Source organism: Phytoactinopolyspora endophytica (genome assembly GCF_004138495.1).
Lineage (GTDB): Bacteria > Actinomycetota > Actinomycetes > Jiangellales > Jiangellaceae > Phytoactinopolyspora > Phytoactinopolyspora endophytica.
This window is the reverse complement of sequence record NZ_ML142873.1, coordinates 24654-44923: the sequence shown is the minus strand read 5'-3', so window position 1 is coordinate 44923 and position 20270 is coordinate 24654. Positions and strand designations below refer to the sequence as shown.

At 67.8% G+C, this 20270-nt stretch carries 20 protein-coding genes; 7 read left to right on the top strand and 13 right to left on the bottom strand.

The genetic code is table 11. The features are described from left to right. The 6 genes from ELR45_RS31380 to ELR45_RS31355 all read right to left on the bottom strand — a co-directional run. Positions 1-581, bottom strand: a 581-nt coding sequence (locus tag ELR45_RS31380; protein WP_205857637.1) for an IclR family transcriptional regulator, incomplete at its 3' end; no start/stop codon positions are given. 116 nt (positions 582-697) lie between these two features. Further along, positions 698-2566, bottom strand: coding sequence for a phosphoenolpyruvate--protein phosphotransferase (locus ELR45_RS31375; RefSeq protein WP_129669798.1), 1869 nt, complete (start codon positions 2564-2566; stop codon positions 698-700). Between the two features lie 63 nt (positions 2567-2629). Then, positions 2630-4174, bottom strand: coding sequence for a PTS fructose transporter subunit IIC (locus ELR45_RS31370; RefSeq protein ID WP_129669797.1), 1545 nt, complete (start codon positions 4172-4174; stop codon positions 2630-2632). Then, the gene (locus ELR45_RS31365; protein WP_129669796.1) at positions 4171-4623 is read right to left on the bottom strand and encodes a PTS sugar transporter subunit IIA; all 453 of its coding nucleotides are present in this window, start codon (positions 4621-4623) and stop codon (positions 4171-4173) included. Before ELR45_RS31365 ends, ELR45_RS31370 begins: the two co-directional genes overlap by 4 nt. Before the next feature lie 16 nt (positions 4624-4639). Further along, the gene (locus tag ELR45_RS31360) at positions 4640-5695 is read right to left on the bottom strand and encodes a 1-phosphofructokinase family hexose kinase (RefSeq protein WP_129669795.1); all 1056 of its coding nucleotides are present in this window, start codon (positions 5693-5695) and stop codon (positions 4640-4642) included. Between the two features lie 7 nt (positions 5696-5702). Continuing rightward, complete coding sequence (locus ELR45_RS31355; protein WP_129669794.1) at positions 5703-6464, bottom strand: DeoR/GlpR family DNA-binding transcription regulator; 762 nt, start codon at positions 6462-6464, stop codon at positions 5703-5705. Positions 6465-6806: 342 nt separating this feature from the next. Between ELR45_RS31355 and ELR45_RS31350 the strand changes: the two genes are divergently transcribed. From ELR45_RS31350 to ELR45_RS31330, 5 genes are all read left to right on the top strand, one after another. Then, positions 6807-7628: a DUF4097 family beta strand repeat-containing protein gene (locus ELR45_RS31350; RefSeq protein ID WP_129669793.1), complete on the top strand. Its 822-nt coding sequence runs from the start codon at positions 6807-6809 to the stop codon at positions 7626-7628. Between the two features lie 163 nt (positions 7629-7791). After that, positions 7792-8097 (top strand): hypothetical protein, encoded by a 306-nt coding sequence (locus ELR45_RS31345; protein WP_129669792.1) that lies wholly within the window; start codon positions 7792-7794, stop codon positions 8095-8097. Then, positions 8094-10031: a hypothetical protein gene (locus ELR45_RS31340; protein WP_129669791.1), complete on the top strand. Its 1938-nt coding sequence runs from the start codon at positions 8094-8096 to the stop codon at positions 10029-10031. The genes ELR45_RS31345 and ELR45_RS31340 overlap by 4 nt, the downstream gene beginning before the upstream one ends. Positions 10032-10035: 4 nt before the next feature. After that, complete coding sequence (locus ELR45_RS31335; protein ID WP_129669790.1) at positions 10036-10605, top strand: hypothetical protein; 570 nt, start codon at positions 10036-10038, stop codon at positions 10603-10605. Positions 10606-10687: 82 nt separating this feature from the next. Then, on the top strand, positions 10688-11119 hold the full coding sequence (locus tag ELR45_RS31330; RefSeq protein ID WP_129669789.1) for an SPW repeat protein: 432 nt from the start codon (positions 10688-10690) through the stop codon (positions 11117-11119). 195 nt (positions 11120-11314) lie between these two features. Here the strand turns inward: ELR45_RS31330 and ELR45_RS31325 are convergent, their stop codons facing one another. The 7 genes from ELR45_RS31325 to ELR45_RS31295 all read right to left on the bottom strand — a co-directional run bounded on the left by ELR45_RS31325 (position 11315) and on the right by ELR45_RS31295 (position 19179). Beyond that, positions 11315-12763, bottom strand: coding sequence for a sulfatase family protein (locus tag ELR45_RS31325; protein ID WP_129669788.1), 1449 nt, complete (start codon positions 12761-12763; stop codon positions 11315-11317). 10 nt (positions 12764-12773) lie between these two features. Continuing rightward, complete coding sequence (locus ELR45_RS31320) at positions 12774-13601, bottom strand: carbohydrate ABC transporter permease (RefSeq protein WP_165368264.1); 828 nt, start codon at positions 13599-13601, stop codon at positions 12774-12776. Then, complete coding sequence (locus tag ELR45_RS31315; protein ID WP_205857636.1) at positions 13601-14458, bottom strand: carbohydrate ABC transporter permease; 858 nt, start codon at positions 14456-14458, stop codon at positions 13601-13603. The genes ELR45_RS31320 and ELR45_RS31315 overlap by 1 nt, the downstream gene beginning before the upstream one ends. A gap of 123 nt (positions 14459-14581) precedes the next feature. Beyond that, positions 14582-15895: an ABC transporter substrate-binding protein gene (locus ELR45_RS31310; RefSeq protein ID WP_129669786.1), complete on the bottom strand. Its 1314-nt coding sequence runs from the start codon at positions 15893-15895 to the stop codon at positions 14582-14584. Positions 15896-15931: 36 nt separating this feature from the next. Then, positions 15932-16963 carry a LacI family DNA-binding transcriptional regulator gene (locus ELR45_RS31305; protein WP_129669817.1) on the bottom strand — a complete coding sequence of 344 codons (1032 nt, stop codon included), beginning with the start codon at positions 16961-16963 and terminating at the stop codon, positions 15932-15934. A 264-nt stretch (positions 16964-17227) separates the two neighbouring features. Further along, positions 17228-18484 (bottom strand): sensor histidine kinase, encoded by a 1257-nt coding sequence (locus ELR45_RS31300; protein ID WP_129669785.1) that lies wholly within the window; start codon positions 18482-18484, stop codon positions 17228-17230. Next, entirely contained in the window at positions 18481-19179 is a 699-nt protein-coding gene (locus ELR45_RS31295) for a response regulator transcription factor (protein ID WP_129669784.1), read from the bottom strand. Before ELR45_RS31295 ends, ELR45_RS31300 begins: the two co-directional genes overlap by 4 nt. Positions 19180-19297: 118 nt before the next feature. Here ELR45_RS31295 and ELR45_RS31290 point away from each other — a divergent pair, with 118 nt between their 5' ends. Both ELR45_RS31290 and ELR45_RS39835 read left to right on the top strand, forming a co-directional pair. Beyond that, complete coding sequence (locus ELR45_RS31290) at positions 19298-20029, top strand: GNAT family N-acetyltransferase (RefSeq protein WP_165368263.1); 732 nt, start codon at positions 19298-19300, stop codon at positions 20027-20029. Then, positions 20026-20270: hypothetical protein (locus tag ELR45_RS39835; RefSeq protein ID WP_205857635.1), on the top strand; the 245-nt coding region annotated here is incomplete at its 3' end. The genes ELR45_RS31290 and ELR45_RS39835, both read left to right, overlap by 4 nt.

Here is a 20270-nt window from a genome sequence, read left to right as displayed (position 1 = left end):
AACTCGGACATCAAGGCATCGCCGTCGACGATGGTCCTCTCCGTACGCCGCTCATGGCGGCCGCCCCGGGCCCACTCCTGTATCGCTTCGTCGTTCTTGACGGCGTAAGCAAGCAGCAGCTTGCCCACGGCAGTGCTGTGCACCGGTCCGCGCCCGCCGATCATGGACGCCAGCTTCACCGCACGCGACGGCGGATCCACCTTGGCCCGGTACACGATCTCGTGGCCGTCGATGACCGCGTAGTGCGCGGTCTCACCGAGTCTGGCCGCCAGCGTCTCCAGGGCGGGGCGGATCCGCACATGTTCTGGTCGCTGCTCGTGGTAGGCGAATGCCAGCCGCAGGAACTCGTCGCCCAGCTGATATCGGCCACGCTCGTCCTGTACGGCGAAGCCCACCCGCCGCAGCGCCGCCAGGGCGCGGTGGATCGTCGGCTTCGTTCCGTCGACCACGCGCGACAGCTCGTCGAGGCCTGCGCCCTCCGGCCGAGTGGCCAGCTCGCGCAGCACGACGAGCACCCGCTCCGCGCCGACGACGCGCTCAGGTTCGTCTCCCTCGCCCGTTCCGCGAGATTCGTCTGCCACGCCGATACGCCACCCCGTCGCCGACCACGTTCACCTTCCGAATCGGAAGCCTACATGCGGCCACGCCGGCTATCGCCGACCATCGGTGTGGTGATCGCCTCAGCGATCGTCGGCGATCATGCGAGAGCCCGGGCCTCCGGCTCGAGGAGATCGACGACGGCGGCGCGGGCGGCCGCCGCGTCGGCCGCGACACGCGCCACCGCGGCCATCTGGACGCAGCGATCCCGGTCGTGCAGCGCCAACGCGGCACGGACCGCCGGAACCTTGGCCGGAGCCATCGAAAGGCTCGACACTCCGAGTCCGACCAGCACCAGCGCAAGGATCGGGTCGCCGGCGGCCTCTCCGCACACGCCGACCGGTCGGGCGGTTCGGGAACCGTTACCGTCTCCTTCCTCGGTGTCCAGAGGGCCGGTGGCCAGGCGCTGGGCGCCGGCACATGTCGCCGCGATGAGGTCTAGCACGGCCGGCTGCCACGGATCGAGCAGCGTCGCCAGCTCGCCGAGCATCCGGTCCGCGGCCATGGTGTACTGGGCGAGGTCGTTGGTTCCGACACTGGCGAAGTCCACCTCGGCCAGCACCTGTTCGGCCCGCAACGCCGCGCCCGGCACCTCGATCATCACGCCGACGTTCGCCAGACCTGCTTGGCGTGCCCGCGTGGCGAACCAACCCGCCTCGGCCGGCGTGGCCACCATCGGCGCCATCACCCATACGTCGGCCTCGCTCTGCCGTGCCGCCGCTGCCAGTGCTGTGAGCTGGTCGTCCAGCAGCGACTCGGTCCGCTGCGCCAGGCGCAGCCCGCGCACACCCAGCGCCGGGTTCTCCTCGTCGCCGGACGGCGCGAAGGCCAGCGGCTTGTCCGCTCCGGCGTCCAGCGTACGGACCACGACCTTCCTGGAGCCGAACGCCCGCAACACGGCCAGGTAGGTCTCCGTCTGCTCCTGCACGGTCGGTGCGGCAGGCCGGTCGAGGTAGAGGAACTCGGTGCGGAACAACCCCACACCTTCGACGTCAGCGGCCGCCGCGGCCTGCGCGTCGTCGGCGGTGCCGATGTTGGCCAGCAAGGCCACCGGCGCCCCGTCGCGTGTCTGTCCGGGTCCGCTGAACCTGGACAACCGTTCCTGCCGTTCCCCCGCTCGCCGGGTCCAGCCCTCCCGGACAGACTCGTCCGGCTCGACGACGATCTCCCCCGAGGCGCCGTCGACGGCGAGGACCACCCCGTCGACCAGAAGGGCGCGGATCCGATCCTCGCCACTGACCTTCCCACCGTCCGATGCCGCGGCCGGCTGCTCGACGCGGGCGACCCCCACGACGGCCGGGATGCCCAGCTGGGCGGCGAGGATGGCCGTGTGACTGGTGGGCCCGCCCGCTTCGGTGATGATCGCCAGCACGGTCGACGGTGACAGACCTGCGGTGTCGGCCGGCGCGAGATCATGTGCGACCAGCACGGACGGTCGCTCGAGGTCGGGTATGCCGGGCTGCGGCGCGTCAAGCAGGTGCGCGACGACGCGATCCCGGACGTCACGCAGGTCGGTGGCTCGCTCCGCCATGTACCCGCCGACGGCTTCGAGCGAGACGCACACCTCCTCTACCGCGAGGTCGATCGCGTTCGCCGGTCCTACGCCGTCGCTCAGCCGGCGCTCTGTCCCGGCCAGCAACGACGGGTCGCGGGCCATCATGGCGATAGCGCCCAGGATCTCGGCGGCAGCGGCGTCGGTGAGCCCGGCCCGCCGTTCCAGCTCAACGGCGACGCGTTCCAGCGCAGCCGCGATGGCCTGTTGCGCCGCGGCCGGGTCCAGCGCGGCGGGCTCGTCGTCGGGTGGCCGGACGGGCTCGGCCATCCGCACCACCGGTCCCACCGCGACACCGGCGCTGACCCCGATCCCATGCAACGCCAACCCCGGTGTGCCTGCTCCCGGCTTACCCGCCTGCACTGTCACGTCGAACTCCTCTACGTCGAGGTCCGATCCGCTATGTCTTGTCAACATCGAGTGTCTCCCCGACTGCCGGTTCCTGTCGTCTCCTCACCCGGTCCACACACATGATCTGCGTCACGCGAGAGCCATCGCGGGGGCGCGACGCAGGCTCTTCAAGGCCATGACGCAGCCCGCGGCCACCACGGCACCCGCCGCCACCGCCAGCAGATACAGCAGCGGCTGGCTGATCAGACCGGTCACCCAGATGCCGCCGTGCGGCGCGCGCAGCTCGTTGCCGATGCCCATCACCAGGGCACCGGTCACGGCGGAGCCGGCCATGATCGACGGGATGACCCGCAGCGGATCGGCGGCCGCGAACGGTATCGCGCCCTCGGTGATGAACGACGCTCCCAGCAGCCAGGCCGCCCGGCCGTTCTCCCGTTCCGCCGTGGTGAACAGCCGCTTGCGCACCACAGTGGCCAGCGCTAGGCCGAGCGGCGGCACCATGCCTGCGGCCATCACGGCCGCCATGATGGTCAGGCTGGTGCTGCCCGAGGCCGTGGCCGCGCCGGCCAGGCCGGTCGTGGCGAACGTGTAGGCGACCTTGTTCACCGGTCCGCCCATGTCGAACGCCATCATCAACCCCAGCAGCGCGCCGAGCAGGATCCGGTTGGAGCCGGTCAGCCCGGTCAACCAGTCCTCCAGGCCGTCCGCGGCCGCCGACAGCGGGCCGCCGAGCAGCACCAGCATCACCAGCCCGGTCGCGGCGGTCGCCACCAGGGGGATCACCACCACCGGCATGACGCCGCGCAACGCCTTGCCGACACGGATCCGGCTGATCCACAGCGCCAGGAACCCGCCGACGAACCCCGCGACGATGCCGCCCAAGAACCCGGCGTCCACCGCCACCGCCAGCGCACCACCGACGATCCCCGGCGCCAGACCGGGGCGGTCGGCGATGGCGAACGCGATGAACCCGGCCAGTATCGGTACCAGGAAGTCGAACGACGCCGCACCGACATGGAAGAACAAGGCCGCCCAGCTGGTCGACGAGAGCACGTCGAAGTCGTCCACGACGCTGCTCAGCTCGGTGTCGGTGATCTCGTAGCCACCGATCATGAAGCCGAGCGCGATCAGGATTCCGCCGGCGGCCACGAACGGGATCATGTAACTGACACCGGTCATCAGCCACTGCCGGATCCGTGTCCCTACGCCGGCGCCCGCGGTCACCTTCGTCGGCGGCGACGCGCCGCCGGGCGCATCAGCCGGCGCGGCATGCGTCGTCGCCGTCTCCTCGCGGGTACTGCCGTCCGCCGATTCTGCCGCGGCCGGAGCCGTGGCCGACTCTCCCACGGCCGCAACCGTGGCCGGCTCCGCGACGGCGGAACGCTCGGCCTCCTCGATGACGTCCGACGCGGCCGAGATGGCCCGCTTCACGCCGACGTCGACGAGCGGCTTCCCGTCGAACCGGGCGCGCTCGCGCACCTCGACATCGGCGGCGAAGATCACCGCGTCGGCGGCGGCGATGGTCTCCGGCGGGATCCGGTTCAGGCCGGCCGAACCCTGCGTCTCGACCACGATCTCGTGGCCGGCCGCCCTCGCGGCCTGCTCGAGGGCCTCGGCGGCCATGTACGTATGCGCGATCCCCGTGGGGCACGAGCTGACAGCGACGAACTTCACGACGGCACCACCTCTCGGGCGACGATGTCCGCGACCGTCGCGGCATCGGGAGCGGATAGCAGAGCGTCCTTGAACTCCTGGTTGATCAGGCGCCGGGCCAGCGCGGCAAGCACCTGGAGGTGTTCGCTGTCACCGCCGGCAGGAGCGGCGATGAGGAAGATCAGGTGTGCCGGGCCGTCGTCGGCGCCGAAGTCGATGCCGGCGGCCGACCGTCCGAACGCCAGCGTGGGCGCGACGACGTGTGCGCTCTTGGCATGCGGGATACCGATGCCTCCGGGCAACCCGGTCGGCATCTGTTCCTCGCGCGCACGCACGTCGGCGAGGAACCCGTCGAGGTCGGTGACCCGGCCGGCTTTGAACAGCCGCTCCGCGAGGAGCCGGGTGGCGGTGTGCCGGTCATCGGTGGACAAATCGAGCTCCACGAAATCCGGGCTGATCAGATCGGTCATGACTGCCTCCTGGGGCTCACTCGTGGATGGGAAGTTCCAGTTCGGGACGGGTCTCGACGCGCACATGGACACCGGCGACGTCGGCAGGAGCGGGCATCCGGCTGCCCGGAAGTCCCACCGCGGCTGTCCCCCACGCGACCGCGGCCACCAGGGCCCCGTGCCCGCTCACGTCGCCGGCGACGCCTTGTCCCTCGTCTTGTGCGTCGCCTGTCGCCTCGTCTTGTGCGTCGCCTGGCGCCTCGTCTTGTGCCTCGCTGTCCTGGGCGAACAGGTATCCGGCCAGCAACGCGTCGCCGGCACCGACAGTGCTGCGCGGTGTCGCCGCGTCGGCGAACGCGTGCACGGCCGGCAGACCCGGACGGACCAGCACGGCGCCATGACGGCCGAGACTCACGACGACGGCCCGGCGCTGCGCCGCGGCCGCTTGCCGGCCCAGCTCGAGCAGCCGGTGCGCGGCGTCGACCACATCGCCCAGCGTGCGCAGGCTCCCGGCGTGCGCTTGCTCCAGCTCGTGCACGTTGGGCTTGAGCAGGTCGGCGCCCGCCGCCGCTGCCTGCACCAGCGCGGGCCCGGACGTGTCGACTGCGACCGCAACACCGTGCCGGTGGCCCACCCGCACCAGGCGAGCGTAGAAGCCGTCGTCCAGGCCTCCAGGCAGGCTCCCGCAGCCGACCAGCCACTGCGGTGACCCGGACAGGGCCGCGGAGACACCCGCCAGCAGAGCAGTGCACTCGTCGGCGTCGAGCACCGGACCGGGCTCGTTGAACTTGGTGGTGGTGCCATCTGGCTCGGAGATGGTGACGTTGCCGCGGATCGGCTCGGCGATCGGCACGCCCACGACGTCGACCCCGCACTCTTCCAGCAGGCCGACCAGGACTTTTCCCTCTGCGCCGCCGACGGGCAGGACCGCGACCGCCTTGGCGTCGTTCGCGTTGAGCGCACGGGCGACGTTGACGCCCTTGCCCGCTGGGTCGAGCCGGCTGGAGGTCCCCTGGTGTACCTGCCCGCGGCGAGTACGGGCGACGCCGATCGTCCGGTCGACGCTCGGATTAGGTGTGACGGTGACGATCATCGCCGCCTCACACCCGCAGCACGCGGGGACCGGCGGCCTCGATCTCGGCCGCGGTCTCCTCATCGAGGCCGGTGTCGGTGATGACGGTGTCGATATCGCCGATCGGCGCGACATGCGCGAAATGATCGGTGCCGATCTTGGTGTGGTCCGCGAGGACGACGCTGCGCCGGGCGGAGGCGACCATCGCGTGTTTGACGGCGGCCTCGGTCTGGTCGGCAGTTGTGAGGCCACGCCGCACAGACAGGCCGTTCGTGCCGAGGAACGCCACGTCGACGAAGACCTCCGCGAGAGCACGCACGGGCCAGTCACCGACACCCGCGAGCGTCAGGCCACGGATTCGACCGCCCACCATGTACAGCGTGAGGTTGGCGTGGCTGGCCACGATGCCGGCAATGGTCAGCGAGTTGGTCACGACCCGGAGCTCGCGGTCGAACGGCAGTTGCTCGGCAAGTCTGGACGTCGTGGTGCCGGCGTCCAGGAGGATCGCGCCGTCGTCGGGCAGCTCGGCTACCGCTGCCTTCGCGATCCGCTCCTTCTCAGAGACGAGGCGGTCGGTGCGATCGGCAACGCCAGGCTCGAAGCCGAGCCGCTCGACCGGGACGGCTCCGCCATGCACTCGCCGTAACACCCCGTGCCGTTCCAGGACCTTCAGGTCCCGGCGGACCGTCTCCGCGGTGACGTCCAACGACGACGCCAGGCCGCTCACATCGACGCGGCCTACGGCCCGGACGCGTTCCAGGATCAGCTGTTGCCGCTCCGCTGCGTACATCGATTCCTCCGACCGGCACAGGCGGGAAACGTCTCCAAAACCAACACAACCGGATGTTGATTTAGGTCTGTTTTACGCCAATCTTGCGACCAAGTCAACAGTGTGTTGCGACGACACCAACAAGTCACACACGGAGACCACAGAGTCAGACATGACATAGACAGCGTGTTCCCGGCAACGGACGTGCAGCGGCCACCAGCGGCGGACGGCAGCGGCTCCCACCGGCCCGGCCGAGCTGGACGCCTCTCGCGTGACTCAGGGACTACCCCGTGGCCGAGATCAGGGATGGCTTCCTCACGAAGGTGGATCTTCCGCCCGCGCGAAGGCGATACTGTGTTCGCTATGACGTTCGAAGGCAATGCACCCGACCAGCACGTTGCCGAGCGCAACTCGCTCGGCGGCCGCTCGGGGACATCGCAGCGGATACGACTGATCAGTGCCTTCGCCGTCGTCGTCACCGCTGTGGCCGCCTATTCGTGGCTCACCCGGTCCAGTGACGAGTGGACGACAGCCGTCGAGAACGTCTCCCGGATCGAGGTGGATGTCGCTGCCGGCGAAATCCACCTGATCGGCACCGCCGACGGATCCGTGCAGCTCGACGCCCATACCGACGACGGATTGGTGCGATCGGCCCGCCTTGCGCACGACGTCGACGATGACACGCTACAGATCGAGGGCACCTGCAGCGGCAATCGATTCCTTCCCTCGTTCGGATGCGGGACGCACGTCACGCTCGCGGTGCCCGACGGTGTCACGGTCGTCGCCAGGACCGACGGTGGGTCGATCACGTCGACCGGTGTCGTCGGAAGAGCGGACCTGGAATCGGCCGCCGGCGGGGACGTCATCGTCGAGGGCCATTCCGGAGTTCTTCGCGCACGCTCGACCGCCGGCGACGTCACGGCGACAGGACTCAACTCGGAGGAGGCGTATCTCATCTCGAGTGCCGGGTCCGTGGACGTCGAGGCCGCATCCCCTCCCCGCTCCCTGGACGCGGAGTCCAGCGCCGGCCCGGTGACGGTCGGGCTACCCACCGGGTACTCGTACCATGTCGAAGCCAGCGGCGTCGGCGGTGAGACCACGGTCGGGACAGACACCAACTACTCCTCGGCCTATGAGGTCCGCGCCTTCTCCAGTGCAGGCCCAGTGACCGTGACGGCCGGCTAAGTGGCTGGTGTCGGCCGATCCTGACGGCCGTACGCGTCCGACCCATATCCTCCATCAGCGAACATCAGCCTTGGTTTAGTTGAGCTAGCTGTTGTTTGCTCGTATTTTTGTCATGTCACGCCCACTTGCGCCCGCTCTGCCGGCAGATGACAGGAGACAGCCGATGGAGGATGCCGACATGGTCGCCAACCCCGAGTACGCCGCACTCGTGGAGACGCTCGAGCTCGCGCAACACCACCGGTCGTCGATAGCCAGCGCTCTCGAGCCCGCCTGCATCATCATGGAGCGCGGCGACGCCTGGCGCGGCCCTACCGCCGCCCGGGCGTTCCTCGACGACCTCGCCCAGTGCCATCAAGAGCTGCCAGGGATCGCGGAGCGGCTGGTCGATGACGTACGCGAAGCGCTTGCCGGCACTGCCGAGGACGTGCCGGCCCAGCGGCATGGCATTCACGAGGGGAGCATGCTGTGAGTGACATCTGCAGCGTGAGCGTGGAAGGGCTCGGCAGGCTACTGGCCGCCATGAGGTCCGGTCACCGCTCGCTCTCCTCAGATCTCCAGCCTCTCCACGCCCGGATGCGCGCACACGGCGTGACACTTGCCGCTTTTCGAGACATCGACCGGATCGCATGCTGGGTAGAAGACCAGCTCCCCGCATTGGAACGGCGGCGGAACATGGCGATCGGTCTGATCGGCGACCGGCCGGCGGAGATGTTCGCCGACCTCGCAGGTGGTTCCCGGTTCGGCACACCTGCGGAGGCTGAGACGTACGGACGCGAGCTCGCCGACCGGCTCATCAATGCCTCCACAGTGACCGAAGCACTGTTCGACGAGCTTCTGGAGGAGTTCGAGCGGTATGCGACCGACCCCGACGTGATGGCAGGTTTCTACCTCCGGCTCGGTCCCGGCCGAGCAGAGCTGCTGGCGAACCAGCTGACCAGCACCGGTTCCCCGCGCGGTGCTCGTCACCTCGAAACATTCAGCGTCGGGCTCGGAACCGCGTTGAGTGCGACGGACAGCATGAGCGGGACCGCGGACTACTACACCGATCTGGCAGGGTTCCGCCGCCATTTCACGCAGCCAGTCGACGATCCCCGGAGCGCGTGGAGCCGCATGGCCATCCTCCAGCACGGAGACTTCCCGCCTGGCTGGCTGGCCGAAACCGTCAGCGCAAGCGTGCTACGGCATCTCGCCGACGACGGGAAGCACGCGGGTGCCTACGATCACAGCCTGCATACCGATCAGCTCGGCCTGTCCTCCGACGCTCTGGCGCTCGCGTTCGGCAGCCTGGCCAACAATCCTGCTGCCGCGCGCCTCGCACTCGGCACGCGGTCCGGCCAGCCGGTCTCCGAGTACGTCGATCGGGTGTTCCAGCTCGTCGACGGCCTCGCGGTCGACCCGACGACGGCGTTCGGCCAGGCACTCGCCGCAGGCTCCGGCGCCTTGGACGAGCCTCCGGACACCGGCCGCCATGCCTCTTCCTTCGCATTCGACGCCATCGTCGCGCTCGGCAGGCACGAATGGCCACCCATTCAGATGGGCGAGCCCATGGGGCGGATCGCCGCCGCCTATGCCGAGGAGATACTCGTCGGCTCCTACGAGCACGCTCCCGGTCACGTCTCGTCGATGGATGCTCCGGCCGGATTCGGCACGCCGCCTGGTACCGATCCACGGTTCTTTCTCAGCTCAGAGGACGTGTACCGGTTCCTCCACGGTTTCGCCCTCAACGACACCGACTCGGCAGCCTTCGACGACGCCGTCCAGAGCCTCTATCGGGCGCTGCCGCCCCTCGCGCTCGAAGCGGACATGGCCGAGTCGACGACTGAGCAAGACCACTTCGAACAGGTGCTACGCATGTTCGGCGCACTGTCCGGCTTGCAGCATGAAGCACGACTGGACGTGCGCGGCCGAGCGTTCGGTGAACGGCACGCGGCGCGAGAGGCGCTCGCATCGGGTTGGGCCGCGCTCGGGCTGCTGCCGCTCGAGGCCACCCGCATCATCGACACCGGTTGGAGACTCATCCAGTTCGGCGCAGCCGGAAAGCTCAATGCGTCGGATCCGGATCCACGCGACGAACTCGAGGCAGCACACCGGCAAGCTGCGACTCTTCAGCGTTGCCTGGTCGCTATCACCATGGTCCGGAACGGGTATCCGTACACCGAGGAGCTTCCGCCCGAACTGCTCGACGAGCGCGGCCAGCTCCTCGGCACCGTCGAGATCTCAACGGATCTGAGTGAGGGTGGCCTCGCCGAACAGCTCATCGACTGGGCACATGACAATGTCGACCGGCACCCCGAGCACACGGGTGTGCGCTCGTTCGACAACAAGTTCGGCGCCGGCTGGGATGCGATCGGGAACGGCCGCAACGATGCATCGACCCAGGTCGTCGACCGCACCGGATGGTAGACATATGCGTGTGACGAAACATCGTCGGCACCTATGCCTCCTCCCCGCGGCGATCGTGGCCTTGACGCTCGGCCTGTGTTCATGTGCCGACGGTGACTCCGTCGAACTCGATGAGCTGGGAGAACACGTCGCACACGACGGTGCCACCGTCGTCGGACAGTTCAAGGACAATGAGTCGAGGATGGGCACGGTGCGCGCCGAGCGTCTCGTCGCCGACGCGAGCGAGGACGAGAGGTGCCACGACGGTTCCCGCCGGGTGTGGCGCACCGACATCTCGCTCGACTGGCCTGGTGATCCCGCGGACCTGTCCCAGGTCGATTCTCTCTTCGACGGCACGACCGACTTCGTCGCCGGTCGCTTCAGGGAGATGGGCTACACCGCTGCTTACCAGCACTTCGGTGACTCGGACACGCCCCGCTGGGGCGTCTACCAGCGGAGGATCGCCGACGATGACAGTTCAGACACCGACGTCGAGTTCCGGGTCACCTTCCAGCTGGCCCCAGAGCAGAACGACGACCAGACGATCACCGTGGAGGTCGACATCATCGGCTCCACGCCGTGCGTTGAGAGCTGAGCCGAACCGCTTTCCTACACGGCGTGGTCAGGCGCATCATAGGAATACGGGATCACCTCGTGTCCTCTTGGAGGTGGGGATCATGAGTTCGTCGACTCCCAACATTGAGCAACACCCAGACGTCGCCACGATGCGGCGCAGGTACGACCAGATCGCCGAGACTCCGGTAGCACAGTCCGCGGACGGTCTTGTGTTCCTGGCCGGAATCTTCATGGCGCTGTCCCCATGGGTGGTCGGTTTCAACACCGAGCACACCACCATGACCGCGAACAACCTGATCACGGGAATCGCGATCGCCGTCATGGCGGTCGGGTTCGCGACTGTCTACGGTCACCTGCACGGGATCGCATGGGTCGCGCCCATCCTCGGTGTGTGGGTCATCGTCTCGCCATGGCTGGTCAATGGCGATACCCCTCGCGGGGAGATCATCGCCAGCAACGTCATCACCGGTGCGATCGTCGTGCTGTGTGCACTGGCGATGATGTCCACCGGCATTCGCAAGGCACGCTCGTAACACCCCTATCAGGAGCGGCGGCGTCAACCGATCCCGTACGCCGCCGCTCCCTCAGGTCATGCTCAAATCCATGTCAAATCTGTGGTGTCCTTGATCAACCTCGCCGCGACCTCAGATACGCTCGCGGTTTAGCGTGGTCAGTCTCATTGCGATGGACCCGGAGGCCACCGAATGTGTCGGCTGAGAGTCCCCGGCTCAGCGAGAACGCGGCTGGTGGCCGAACCGCACAGGCTTGAAGGACGAGGCGTGCACACCGGGATCCACGCTGCGCTGAGAGTCCGCAATGGCTTCCTCACGTCTTTCGATGACCGGCTCTTGCTCACCGGCTTCGACCATCCGACGTAGCAGGCGCTCGCGCAGCTCATCGGCGATCTTGCGGTGCGACGGCAGCCCGACCAGATTGTCCAGCTCGTACGGGTCGTGCGCGAGGTCGTACAGCTCAGCCTCCAGGTAACGGTCCGCGCCCGCTTCATGCCAGGCATCGGCGTCCGGCGCGCTCACGTAGTACTTCCACCGCGACGTCCGAATCGCGCGTCCCACCTCGGACTCGCTCACCTGGATGAAGACCTCTTCCGGCCAGCCGTCGGCGTCGCCGGCGCCCGGCTGGTGGAGCAGCGGCAGCATGGAGCGGCCCTGCATCTCCGGCGGGACATCCAGTCCGGCGGCGTCCAGCAACGTCGGCGGCAGGTCGATGGTGCTCACCGGCCGGTCGATCCGCCCACCGCCGTCGAAGCCCGGGCCACACAGCGCCATCGGCACCCGGACCGAGCCGTCGTGGCAGGACCGCTTGTACTCGCTGTTGCGGGTCTTGAAGTGGCACCCATGGTCGGAGGTGAACGCGACGATCGTGTTCTCCAGCAGGTCGAGGCTGCGCAGCGCGTCCAGCAGCCTGCCCAAGCCCTCATCGACCCGTCGTACCTGGCCGAAGTACCCGCCGATATGCCGGTGCACAGTCGAGTCCTCGGCGGCCAGCGCCGCCAGGTCCGGTGGTAGCCAGCGTCCCTGGTAACGCTCCTCGTAGCCGATCGGCGCCGGGTAGGAGTCCACCTCGTTCTGGTGGTGCGGTTCGATGAGGGAGCAGAACAGGTAGAACGGTTGCCGTACGCTCTCCGCGCCACCGGGCGGGTTCGCGTGGTCCGCAACGAACCGGATGGCGGCGTCGAACAGCGCGTCCGAGCGGTACCCTGGCAGCATCACCGGATCATCGTCGTCGTCGAAGACGACGGTGCGGTACGCGTCCGAGGTGAACTCCAAGATGTTGGCGCCGAGCCAAGACGTGTACCCGCCCCGTTGCTCCGGCGGCACCGGCTCGGTGTCCGCCAGGTGCCACTTGCCGATGTAGCCGGTCGCGTAGCCTGCGGCGCCGAAGTGGTCGGCCAGGGTCCGGCAGTTCTCCGGCAGCGGGATCCCATTGCGGAAGCAGCCGGTCGTCGTCGGGCACTGGCCGGTTTGAATGGCCGCCCGAGCCGGTCCGCAGACCGGTTGCGGGGTGAACGCCTGCGCCGCGTGCGTGCCGGACCGTGCCATCTCGTCGAACGTCGGCGTCAGGCCGAGCGGGTTGCCGTGGACACCCGTGCTGTCCCAGCGCTGCTGGTCGGTGAAGACGACAATGACGTTCGGCCGTTCGGCCGTGCTGCTGAACATGCGACTCCTTCTACTTGATCCCACTCAACGTGATGCCGCGAACGAAGTACCGCTGGGTCAGGAGGAAGAGCACAGCGGTCGGCAGGAACAGGATCACCGAACCGGCCGCGGTGAGGTGCCACAGTGTGAAGTACTCCTGGTTGAACAGGGTCAGACCCACCGGGATGGTGCGCATCTCCTCCGTTGTCGTGGCCACCAGCGGCCACAGGAATTCGTTCCACTGGAAGACGAAGGTGAACAGCCCCAGCACCGCCATCGCCGGCTTCACCTGCGGCAGGATGACCTTCCAATAGATCCGCAGCTCCGACGCGCCGTCGATCCGCGCCGCCTGGATCAGGTCGTCCGGGATCGGCTGGATGAACTGCCGCATGAGGAAGATGCCGAACGCGTCCATGAGGAACGGCGCGATCAGGCCCTGGTGCGTGTTGATCCACCCCATGTTCGACATCATCGTGTAAAGCGGGATCATCCGCACGAACAGCGGCACCATCAGCGTGGCCAGCAGGAACAGGAAGATCGTGTTCTTGAGCGGGAACTGGTACTTCGCGAACACGTAGCCGACGAGTGGGTCGAAGACGAGGTGCGCAATCGTGATGCCACCGGCCACGATCAAGCTGTTCAAGATGAAGTTGCCGAACGGCGCCCGTTTGAACAGTTCCTGGAAGTTCCCAAACTGCATGGACTCCGGCCAGAGCACCGGGTCGGCGGACAGCGTCTCGGCCTCAGTCTGCAAGGCCAGCGAGAGCATGTAGATCAGAGGCAGCACCGTGACCGCACCGGCGATGACGAGCAACAGGTAGCTGACGATGCGGCTCGCCGGGGACATCCGTTGGAGCATCAGTACTGCACCTCCCCACGGCGTCCGATGCGCAACTGGACCACGGTGAACGCGATGATCACCAGCAGCAGCAGGAAGGACAGCGCGGACGCGTAGCCGAAGTCACGTGCAGAGAACGCGACGTTGAAGACGTGGAAGATGTAAAGGTCGGTCCTATCGGCCGGTCCACCACCGGTGATGATGTAGGCCTGCGCGAACGCCTGTAGCCCGCTGATCACCGACATCACCGAGACGAAGAGCGTCGTCGGCGCCAGCAGCGGCAGCGTGATGCGCCAGAACCGCTGCCGCCCGTTGGCGCCGTCGATGGTGGCGGCCTCGTGGTACACGTCCGGAATGCCCTGCAGTCCGGCCAGGAACAGCACCATTGTGTAGCCGACGTTCATCCAGAGCGTGACACCGATGATCGTGGCCAGCGGGTTCGTGTTGAGCCAGGCCTGCGTTGGGAGGCCCGCGCTGTCCAGCACACGGTTCAGGATGCCCAGCTGCGGGTCGAGGATGTTGCGCCACAGCAGGCCGACGATCGCCACCGAGGTGAGGTACGGCACCAGGAGCGCGGCGCGGAAGACGACCCGCCCATGTAGCGGCTTGTCCACCAGCAGCGCCAGCGCGAGCCCGATGACGATGGCGCCGATCGTCGTCCCGGCCCCGAAGATCAACGTGATGACGAACGAGTTGTGGACCGCCTGGTCGGAGAGGACACGCGTGAAGTTGTCCAAGCCGGTGAACGTGTCCGCCCGCGGCCCAGTTCGGAACGAGTTCGCGATGATGTTGACGATCGGGGTGTAGTACATCAGCCCGAAGAAGGCGAACGCGGGCAGCAGGAACAGGTAGGCGGTCAACGCGTACCTGCGGGACATCGACATACGACGGCGCGGCGTACCCGACGCCTTCAGTGAGCGCCGGCCGATCTGACCAGCAGCTGCTGAGGCGTCGGGACCGGTGACGGCGCTCCCGCCGTGGATTTCAGGTCGGCCCATCGCTCAGCCCGCCAGCACTCTCTCTCCCTCGGAAATGAACGTCTCCATCGCGTCCTCCGCTGGGGTGTTGTTCATGACCACGTCCTGGTAGAGGGTGCCGAACAGCTCGTTGATCTCGCCGCTCTTGCCGGTCAAGCGCAGACCCTCCTGGTAGTCGGCCGAGTATGGGAAGGCATCGGCGAACACGGCGTACCGCTCGTTGCCCTGTACCTCCGAGGACTCCGCCCACGACTTCCGCGGCATCAGCATGCCGGTCTCTTCGGTGGCCTTCTCCTCCACCTCCAGCGCGGTGAGCCGCTTGATGAGGTCCCACGCGAGATCCGGATGCGGGGAGTTAGTGGGAATGAACATGCTGGTGCCGGCCTGTACGGCTGCCTGCTTCTCCTTGCGCAGCGCGGGTGCGATACCAAGCTCCAGGTCGGGACTGGTCTCCTCGATCGGCAGCAGGTCCCACGGGCCGGTCAGGATCATCGCCGCCCGCTCCGCCGAGAGCAGCTTCTGCGGCCCGGAGTAGTCTGTGCCGGTCGTCGGGACTGGGGCCACCTTGTGCTTGTGCACCAGGTCGGCCTGGAACTGCAGGGCCTCGATAGCCGCGTCGCGCGGGGTCATCAGCTCCTCGGTCTCCGGGTCGTAGTAGCGGACGCCGTTCTGCAGCATCCACGACCACGCATAGCTATGGTCCTGGTTGAGCGCGATGCCGTACACTCCGTCACCGGTCAACTCCTTCGCCACCTCCAGCAGGTCATCCCAGGTCTGCGGCGGCTGCACCCCTGCTGCGTCGAACATCGCTTTGTTGTAGAACGGCAGGACGGCGGTCAGGTGCAGCTGGATGCCATACGTCTCGCCCTGGTAGGAGACCCGTTCGAGAGTGGTCGGCTGCCAGTCGTCCGGATAGCCCATCCCGGCGCCGTCCTGATCGATGTACTTCTGCAGCGACATCGCCTCGCCGCTGATGGCGAACTCCTGCGCCCACCCAGCGTCTTCCACCAGGTCCGGAGCGTTGCCGGAGGCGAAGTCGGAGAGCAGCCGGGTACGCAGGTCGTCCCACTGATACTTCTGGAAGTTCACGGTGACGCCGTGCTCCTCCTCGAACTCCGCCAACACGTCCTCGTATGCCTGGTACGCGTGACCGGCGTTCCAGTAGACGGTGAGGGTGTCGCCGGCGCTGTCGCCGCCGGACCCGCTGTCGGAATCGACGGCGTCGTCCTCGGGGGCGCCCGCACCGCATCCGGCGGCGAACGAGCCGGTCACGCCTGCGACGGCTCCGGCTCCGGTCCAACGGAGAAGCTGGCGGCGACTCAGTCGTCGGTTAGCCATGGTGGTTCTCCTTTCGCGACGTTGCGAAGGCACGGGTCAGGCTGACCCGCGCGGGACAAAGACCCACGGGTTGGTGATCTCGCGTTCGGGCGGCGGTTCCTTCGTTAGGACGCGCTCGAAGAGCAACCTGGAGACCTCGGTGAAGTCCTCGGTCGTGGGCGGACCGACGGTGCTCAGAGGTGGCCGCGTGATCTCGGTCTCCGGTAGGTTCCCGCAGCCGACCACCGCGACGTCGTCGGGAATGGTGAGTCCAGCGTCGCGCGCCGCCCAGACCGCACTGATCGCCGACCGTGCGGACGCCGCGAAGATGGCGTCCGGCCGATCCGGACGCCGGAGTAGATCGGCGGCGGCCCGATAGCCTGCGACGCGGTCGTCCGCGCCCTCGACGATGAGGCTTTCATCCGTCTCGAGGCCGTGCCGTTGCAATGCGGCAAGATAGGCGCCGATGCGCTCGGACTTGGCACGCGCATCGAGGTCGTTGACCTCTTCGTGGTGTCCGAGGAACGCGATCCGCCGGTGGCCGGTGGTCAACAGGTGATCCATGGCGTCGCCGCACGCATCCCGTTCGGGGGCCCGCACGACGTCGAACCCGATCGGCCGCACGACGTTGTCCATCGCGACCAGCGGCAGGCCGCCGCGGGCGAGCTCCACGAGGTCCTCCTCGCGGAATCGCGTCACGTTCGACGGGGCGATCACCGCGCCGTCCGCGATCCGCTGATGCAGCAGATCGATGGTCTTGGCAGCGCGCTCGGCCGAGCCGACCACCATGGTGATCAACCCATAGCCGGCCTCGTCCGCCGCGGCGTGCAGATCCCGGGCGAGCTGATCGATCACCGGGACACCGATAGAGTCCACCACCAGGCAGACTTGCTCGGTCTTCTGCCGGCGCAAGCTCTGAGCCGAGCGGTTCGGTGAGTAGCCGAGCTGGCGGGCTGCGGACAGGACCCGCTCCCTGGTCGTCGACGGTATCCGGTCGCCCATGCGGCCGTTCATCACGTACGACACCGTCGCCACCGATACACCGGCGAGAGCGGCGACATCCCGCGAGGTCCAACGACGCCCAGACATGCTTAAACGTTTATACACATAGGGCAATGTGTCAAGAGTCACCTACAAAGTAGCTGGTCAACGACCTAGATGTTGATCATCACAAGATGGTTAAACGATGTTCGTGCGAACCTTACGATGCTTCAGAGCGGCTGCCCGCATGAGGATCCGATCCCCTCGAACCTTTCGAGCAGGAGCCCGCCGACGACGGCGACGCTCCGCTGGAGATCCGCGCCACCTTCCAGCTCGCATCCGAGCAGCCCGCCGACGCGATGGTCATCGACATCATCGGCTCGACTCCCTGCGCGGAAAGCTCAACGTGACCGAGGCCCCGACGCCACGTTGTCCGTTGATCTCCATAGAACCGTCGTGTGCCTGAACCACCTCGTCGACAAGGGCGAGGCCCAGGCCGAGCCGGTGCCCCACGGACGACGAGTCCGACCCACGCCGGAAGCGCTGCGTCAGCTCGGCGGCGACCTCGGGGTCGAAGCCCTCGCCGTCGTCCAGCACGCCGACCCGTACGGTCTCGGTCGTCCCGTTCAACTGGATCGTCACCGTGCCGCCGGAAGCGACATGCCGGAGCGAGTTGTCCACCAGGGCGGCCACCGCCCGGCGGAGCGCGCTCGGCGCCCCGGTGACCAGGTGTTGCAAGGCTGGATCCACGTCAAGGACGAGGTCCACGTCGGCCTCCTCGGCCGTGTCCGCGAACGAGCTCTTGATATCGGTCGCCACCTGGCCCAGGTCGACCGGCTGTCCGGCGTCCGGGCGGTGCTGCATCTCCGCGGAGAGCAACAGGTCGCTGACGATGTCGGAGAGTACCCGTGCGTCGTCCACGAGCTGCTCGAGCTCACCCCGCTGGCGCTCGTCGGTGGCCGGGCCGCGTTGCAGCAGCTGCGCTCGCGTATGCAGGATCGCCAGCGGAGTGCGCAGCTCATGACTGGCGTCCGCGACGAATCGACGTTGCGAGGTGAGCGCCCGTCCCAGCGGGCGCACCGCCCTGCGGCCCACCAGCCAGCCCACTCCCGCGGCGCCGAGTACTCCGATCCCACCGGCCAGGATGGACAGCCGGGCCAGCCGCTCGCTCTCTTCCTGCTGCTCGACCAGGCTTAATGCGGCAACCGAACGCAGCCCGTCGTCTTCCGCGACGTACCCGAGGAACGGCTCGTCGCAGAGGCGGAGCTCGGAGACGCCGGTCGGCAGCGGGTCGGCCCAGCTCTCCATCCATCCGTCGGTGGACTGCTCGGGGCAGTCGTCCTCGCCGGGCAGGCCATCCACGTCGATATGAGAGGTGCCCATGGTCGCCTGGTTCTCCGGCTGACGCATCTTCCCCAGCAGCCTCTCGGCGTTCTCCTCCGCCTTGTACTCGACGGAGTCGCGGCGTTCCTGCTGGCTGATGGAATACACCAGAACGATGACGACGGCGACCACGAGCGCGGCGGCGATGCCGGTCTGCGCGGCCACCACCGCCGACGCGCGCCGGAGCATCCGGCGATCGGCACGGGTCGGCTCCGGGTCGTTCTTCGGTGTACCGTTCCCGTTCACGCGCTTCCCATCCGATAACCGAGACCGTGCACGGTCTGTATCACGTCACGGCCGAGCTTACGGCGAAGGTAGTACACGTAGGTCTCCACCACACCCGTGTTGTCGGCCGCGTCGAATACCCGTCCACGCAGCTCATCACGGGTGAAAACCCGGCTCGGGTTCGCGGCCAGGATATACAGCAGGTCACATTCGCGGCCGGACAGTTCGATCGGGGGATCGACCGCGCTGAAGACCCTCCGGTTCACCATGTCGAGCTGGCGGTCGCCGAGATTCAGCCGGTCCGAGTGGTCGGTGTGGCGACGTTGAAGGGCACGGAGCCGGGCCAGGAGCTCGTCGATCTCGAACGGCTTGACGACGTAGTCCTCAGCTCCCGCGTCGAGGCCCTCCACACGGTCCGCAGTGGTGCCACGGGCGGTCAGAACCAGGATCGGCGTCACCTGACCCTGCGCACGCAGCCGGCGGATCAGGTCCACGCCTTCCACCGCCGGCAGACCGCGGTCGATGATCATCACCGAGTACTCGCCGGTCAGAGCCCGGTGCAGACCGGTGTGACCGTCCCGAGCCAGATCCACCCGGTATCCCTCATCGGAGAGGAGCAGGACCAGCAACTCGGAGAGCTTCGTGTCGTCCTCGACGAGCAGCAACGACGGGTGGGCCGCCCGCTCGCCGTCGTCGCTCGATTCCCGTCTGGCCATGCACCGATCGTCGCACGTCCGCTCTGAGCTTCTTCTGAGATTCCCGGCGAACGATGGACGACAACCGGCCAAGCCGGTACCGGAAACAGCCGCACCGATGAGCAGAGGAGAACCGCCGATGAATGGCGAACACCCGGTCGAGGTGGTGCGTGCGAATGAGCACGAGCTGGATATGACGGCGTTCCTGCACGTCACGGAACTTCCGCACGGCCTGTTCCCGCGACTCGGGCGGGGCTTCGTGCGACGCTGGCACCGGGCCCACCTGCGCTCGGATTACGGCACCGTCCTGGTCGCGCGACGCGGCGGTGTCGTCGTCGGATTCCTGGTGGGAACGGTCGACCGCCGCGCGAATGTCGCGTGGATCATCCGTCGGCACCGAACCGAGCTGGTAGCCGCAGGGCTGCGTGCTCTCGCCGCCCGGCCGGTACTCGCTTGGCCGTTCCTGCGGACCCGGGGGCTTCGTTACGCTCGCCGGATCATGCGACCGGGGGCGAGCGGTACCTCGCAGGCCACGGACTATAGCCAGGCTGTGCCGAGCAACACAGGTCCCGACGAGCCGAACGCGCTGGACGGGCCGGGGTCGCCCGCTCCGCTGGCTGTGCTGGAAGCCGTCGTCGTCGACTTCCCAGAGCGCGGCAACGGAATCGGCAGCGCGCTCGTCGACGCCTTCCTGGCCGAGGTCGTGGCGGCGGACGCCAACCGGGTCGAGCTCGTCACCAAGGCGGACGCCCGGGGGGCCGCCGGGTTCTACGAACGCAGCGGCTGGTCCCGCGTCGGAGAGCATGTCGACCGGGACGGCGACGAGGTCCTGACCTTCCGGTTCGACCCGCAGACCATCGGAGCGCGGTGAGCCGGAACGACCGCAGCACATCCCACAACGTCAGCCGCCGGACGTTTCTGGTCGCCGGCGGCGCCCTGTTCGTAGGAGCGTGCAGTTCGTCCGAGCGACGTTCAACATCCGACCCTGCAGCCTCCCCGACCGGCGAGGACCGGGCACCGTCCCGGTTTCCAGGCACGGCGGAGGATGAGGTACCGGCGGTGATCGAAGCGACCGTCCACCCATCGGAAACAGTGGTCCTGCCCGACACGCA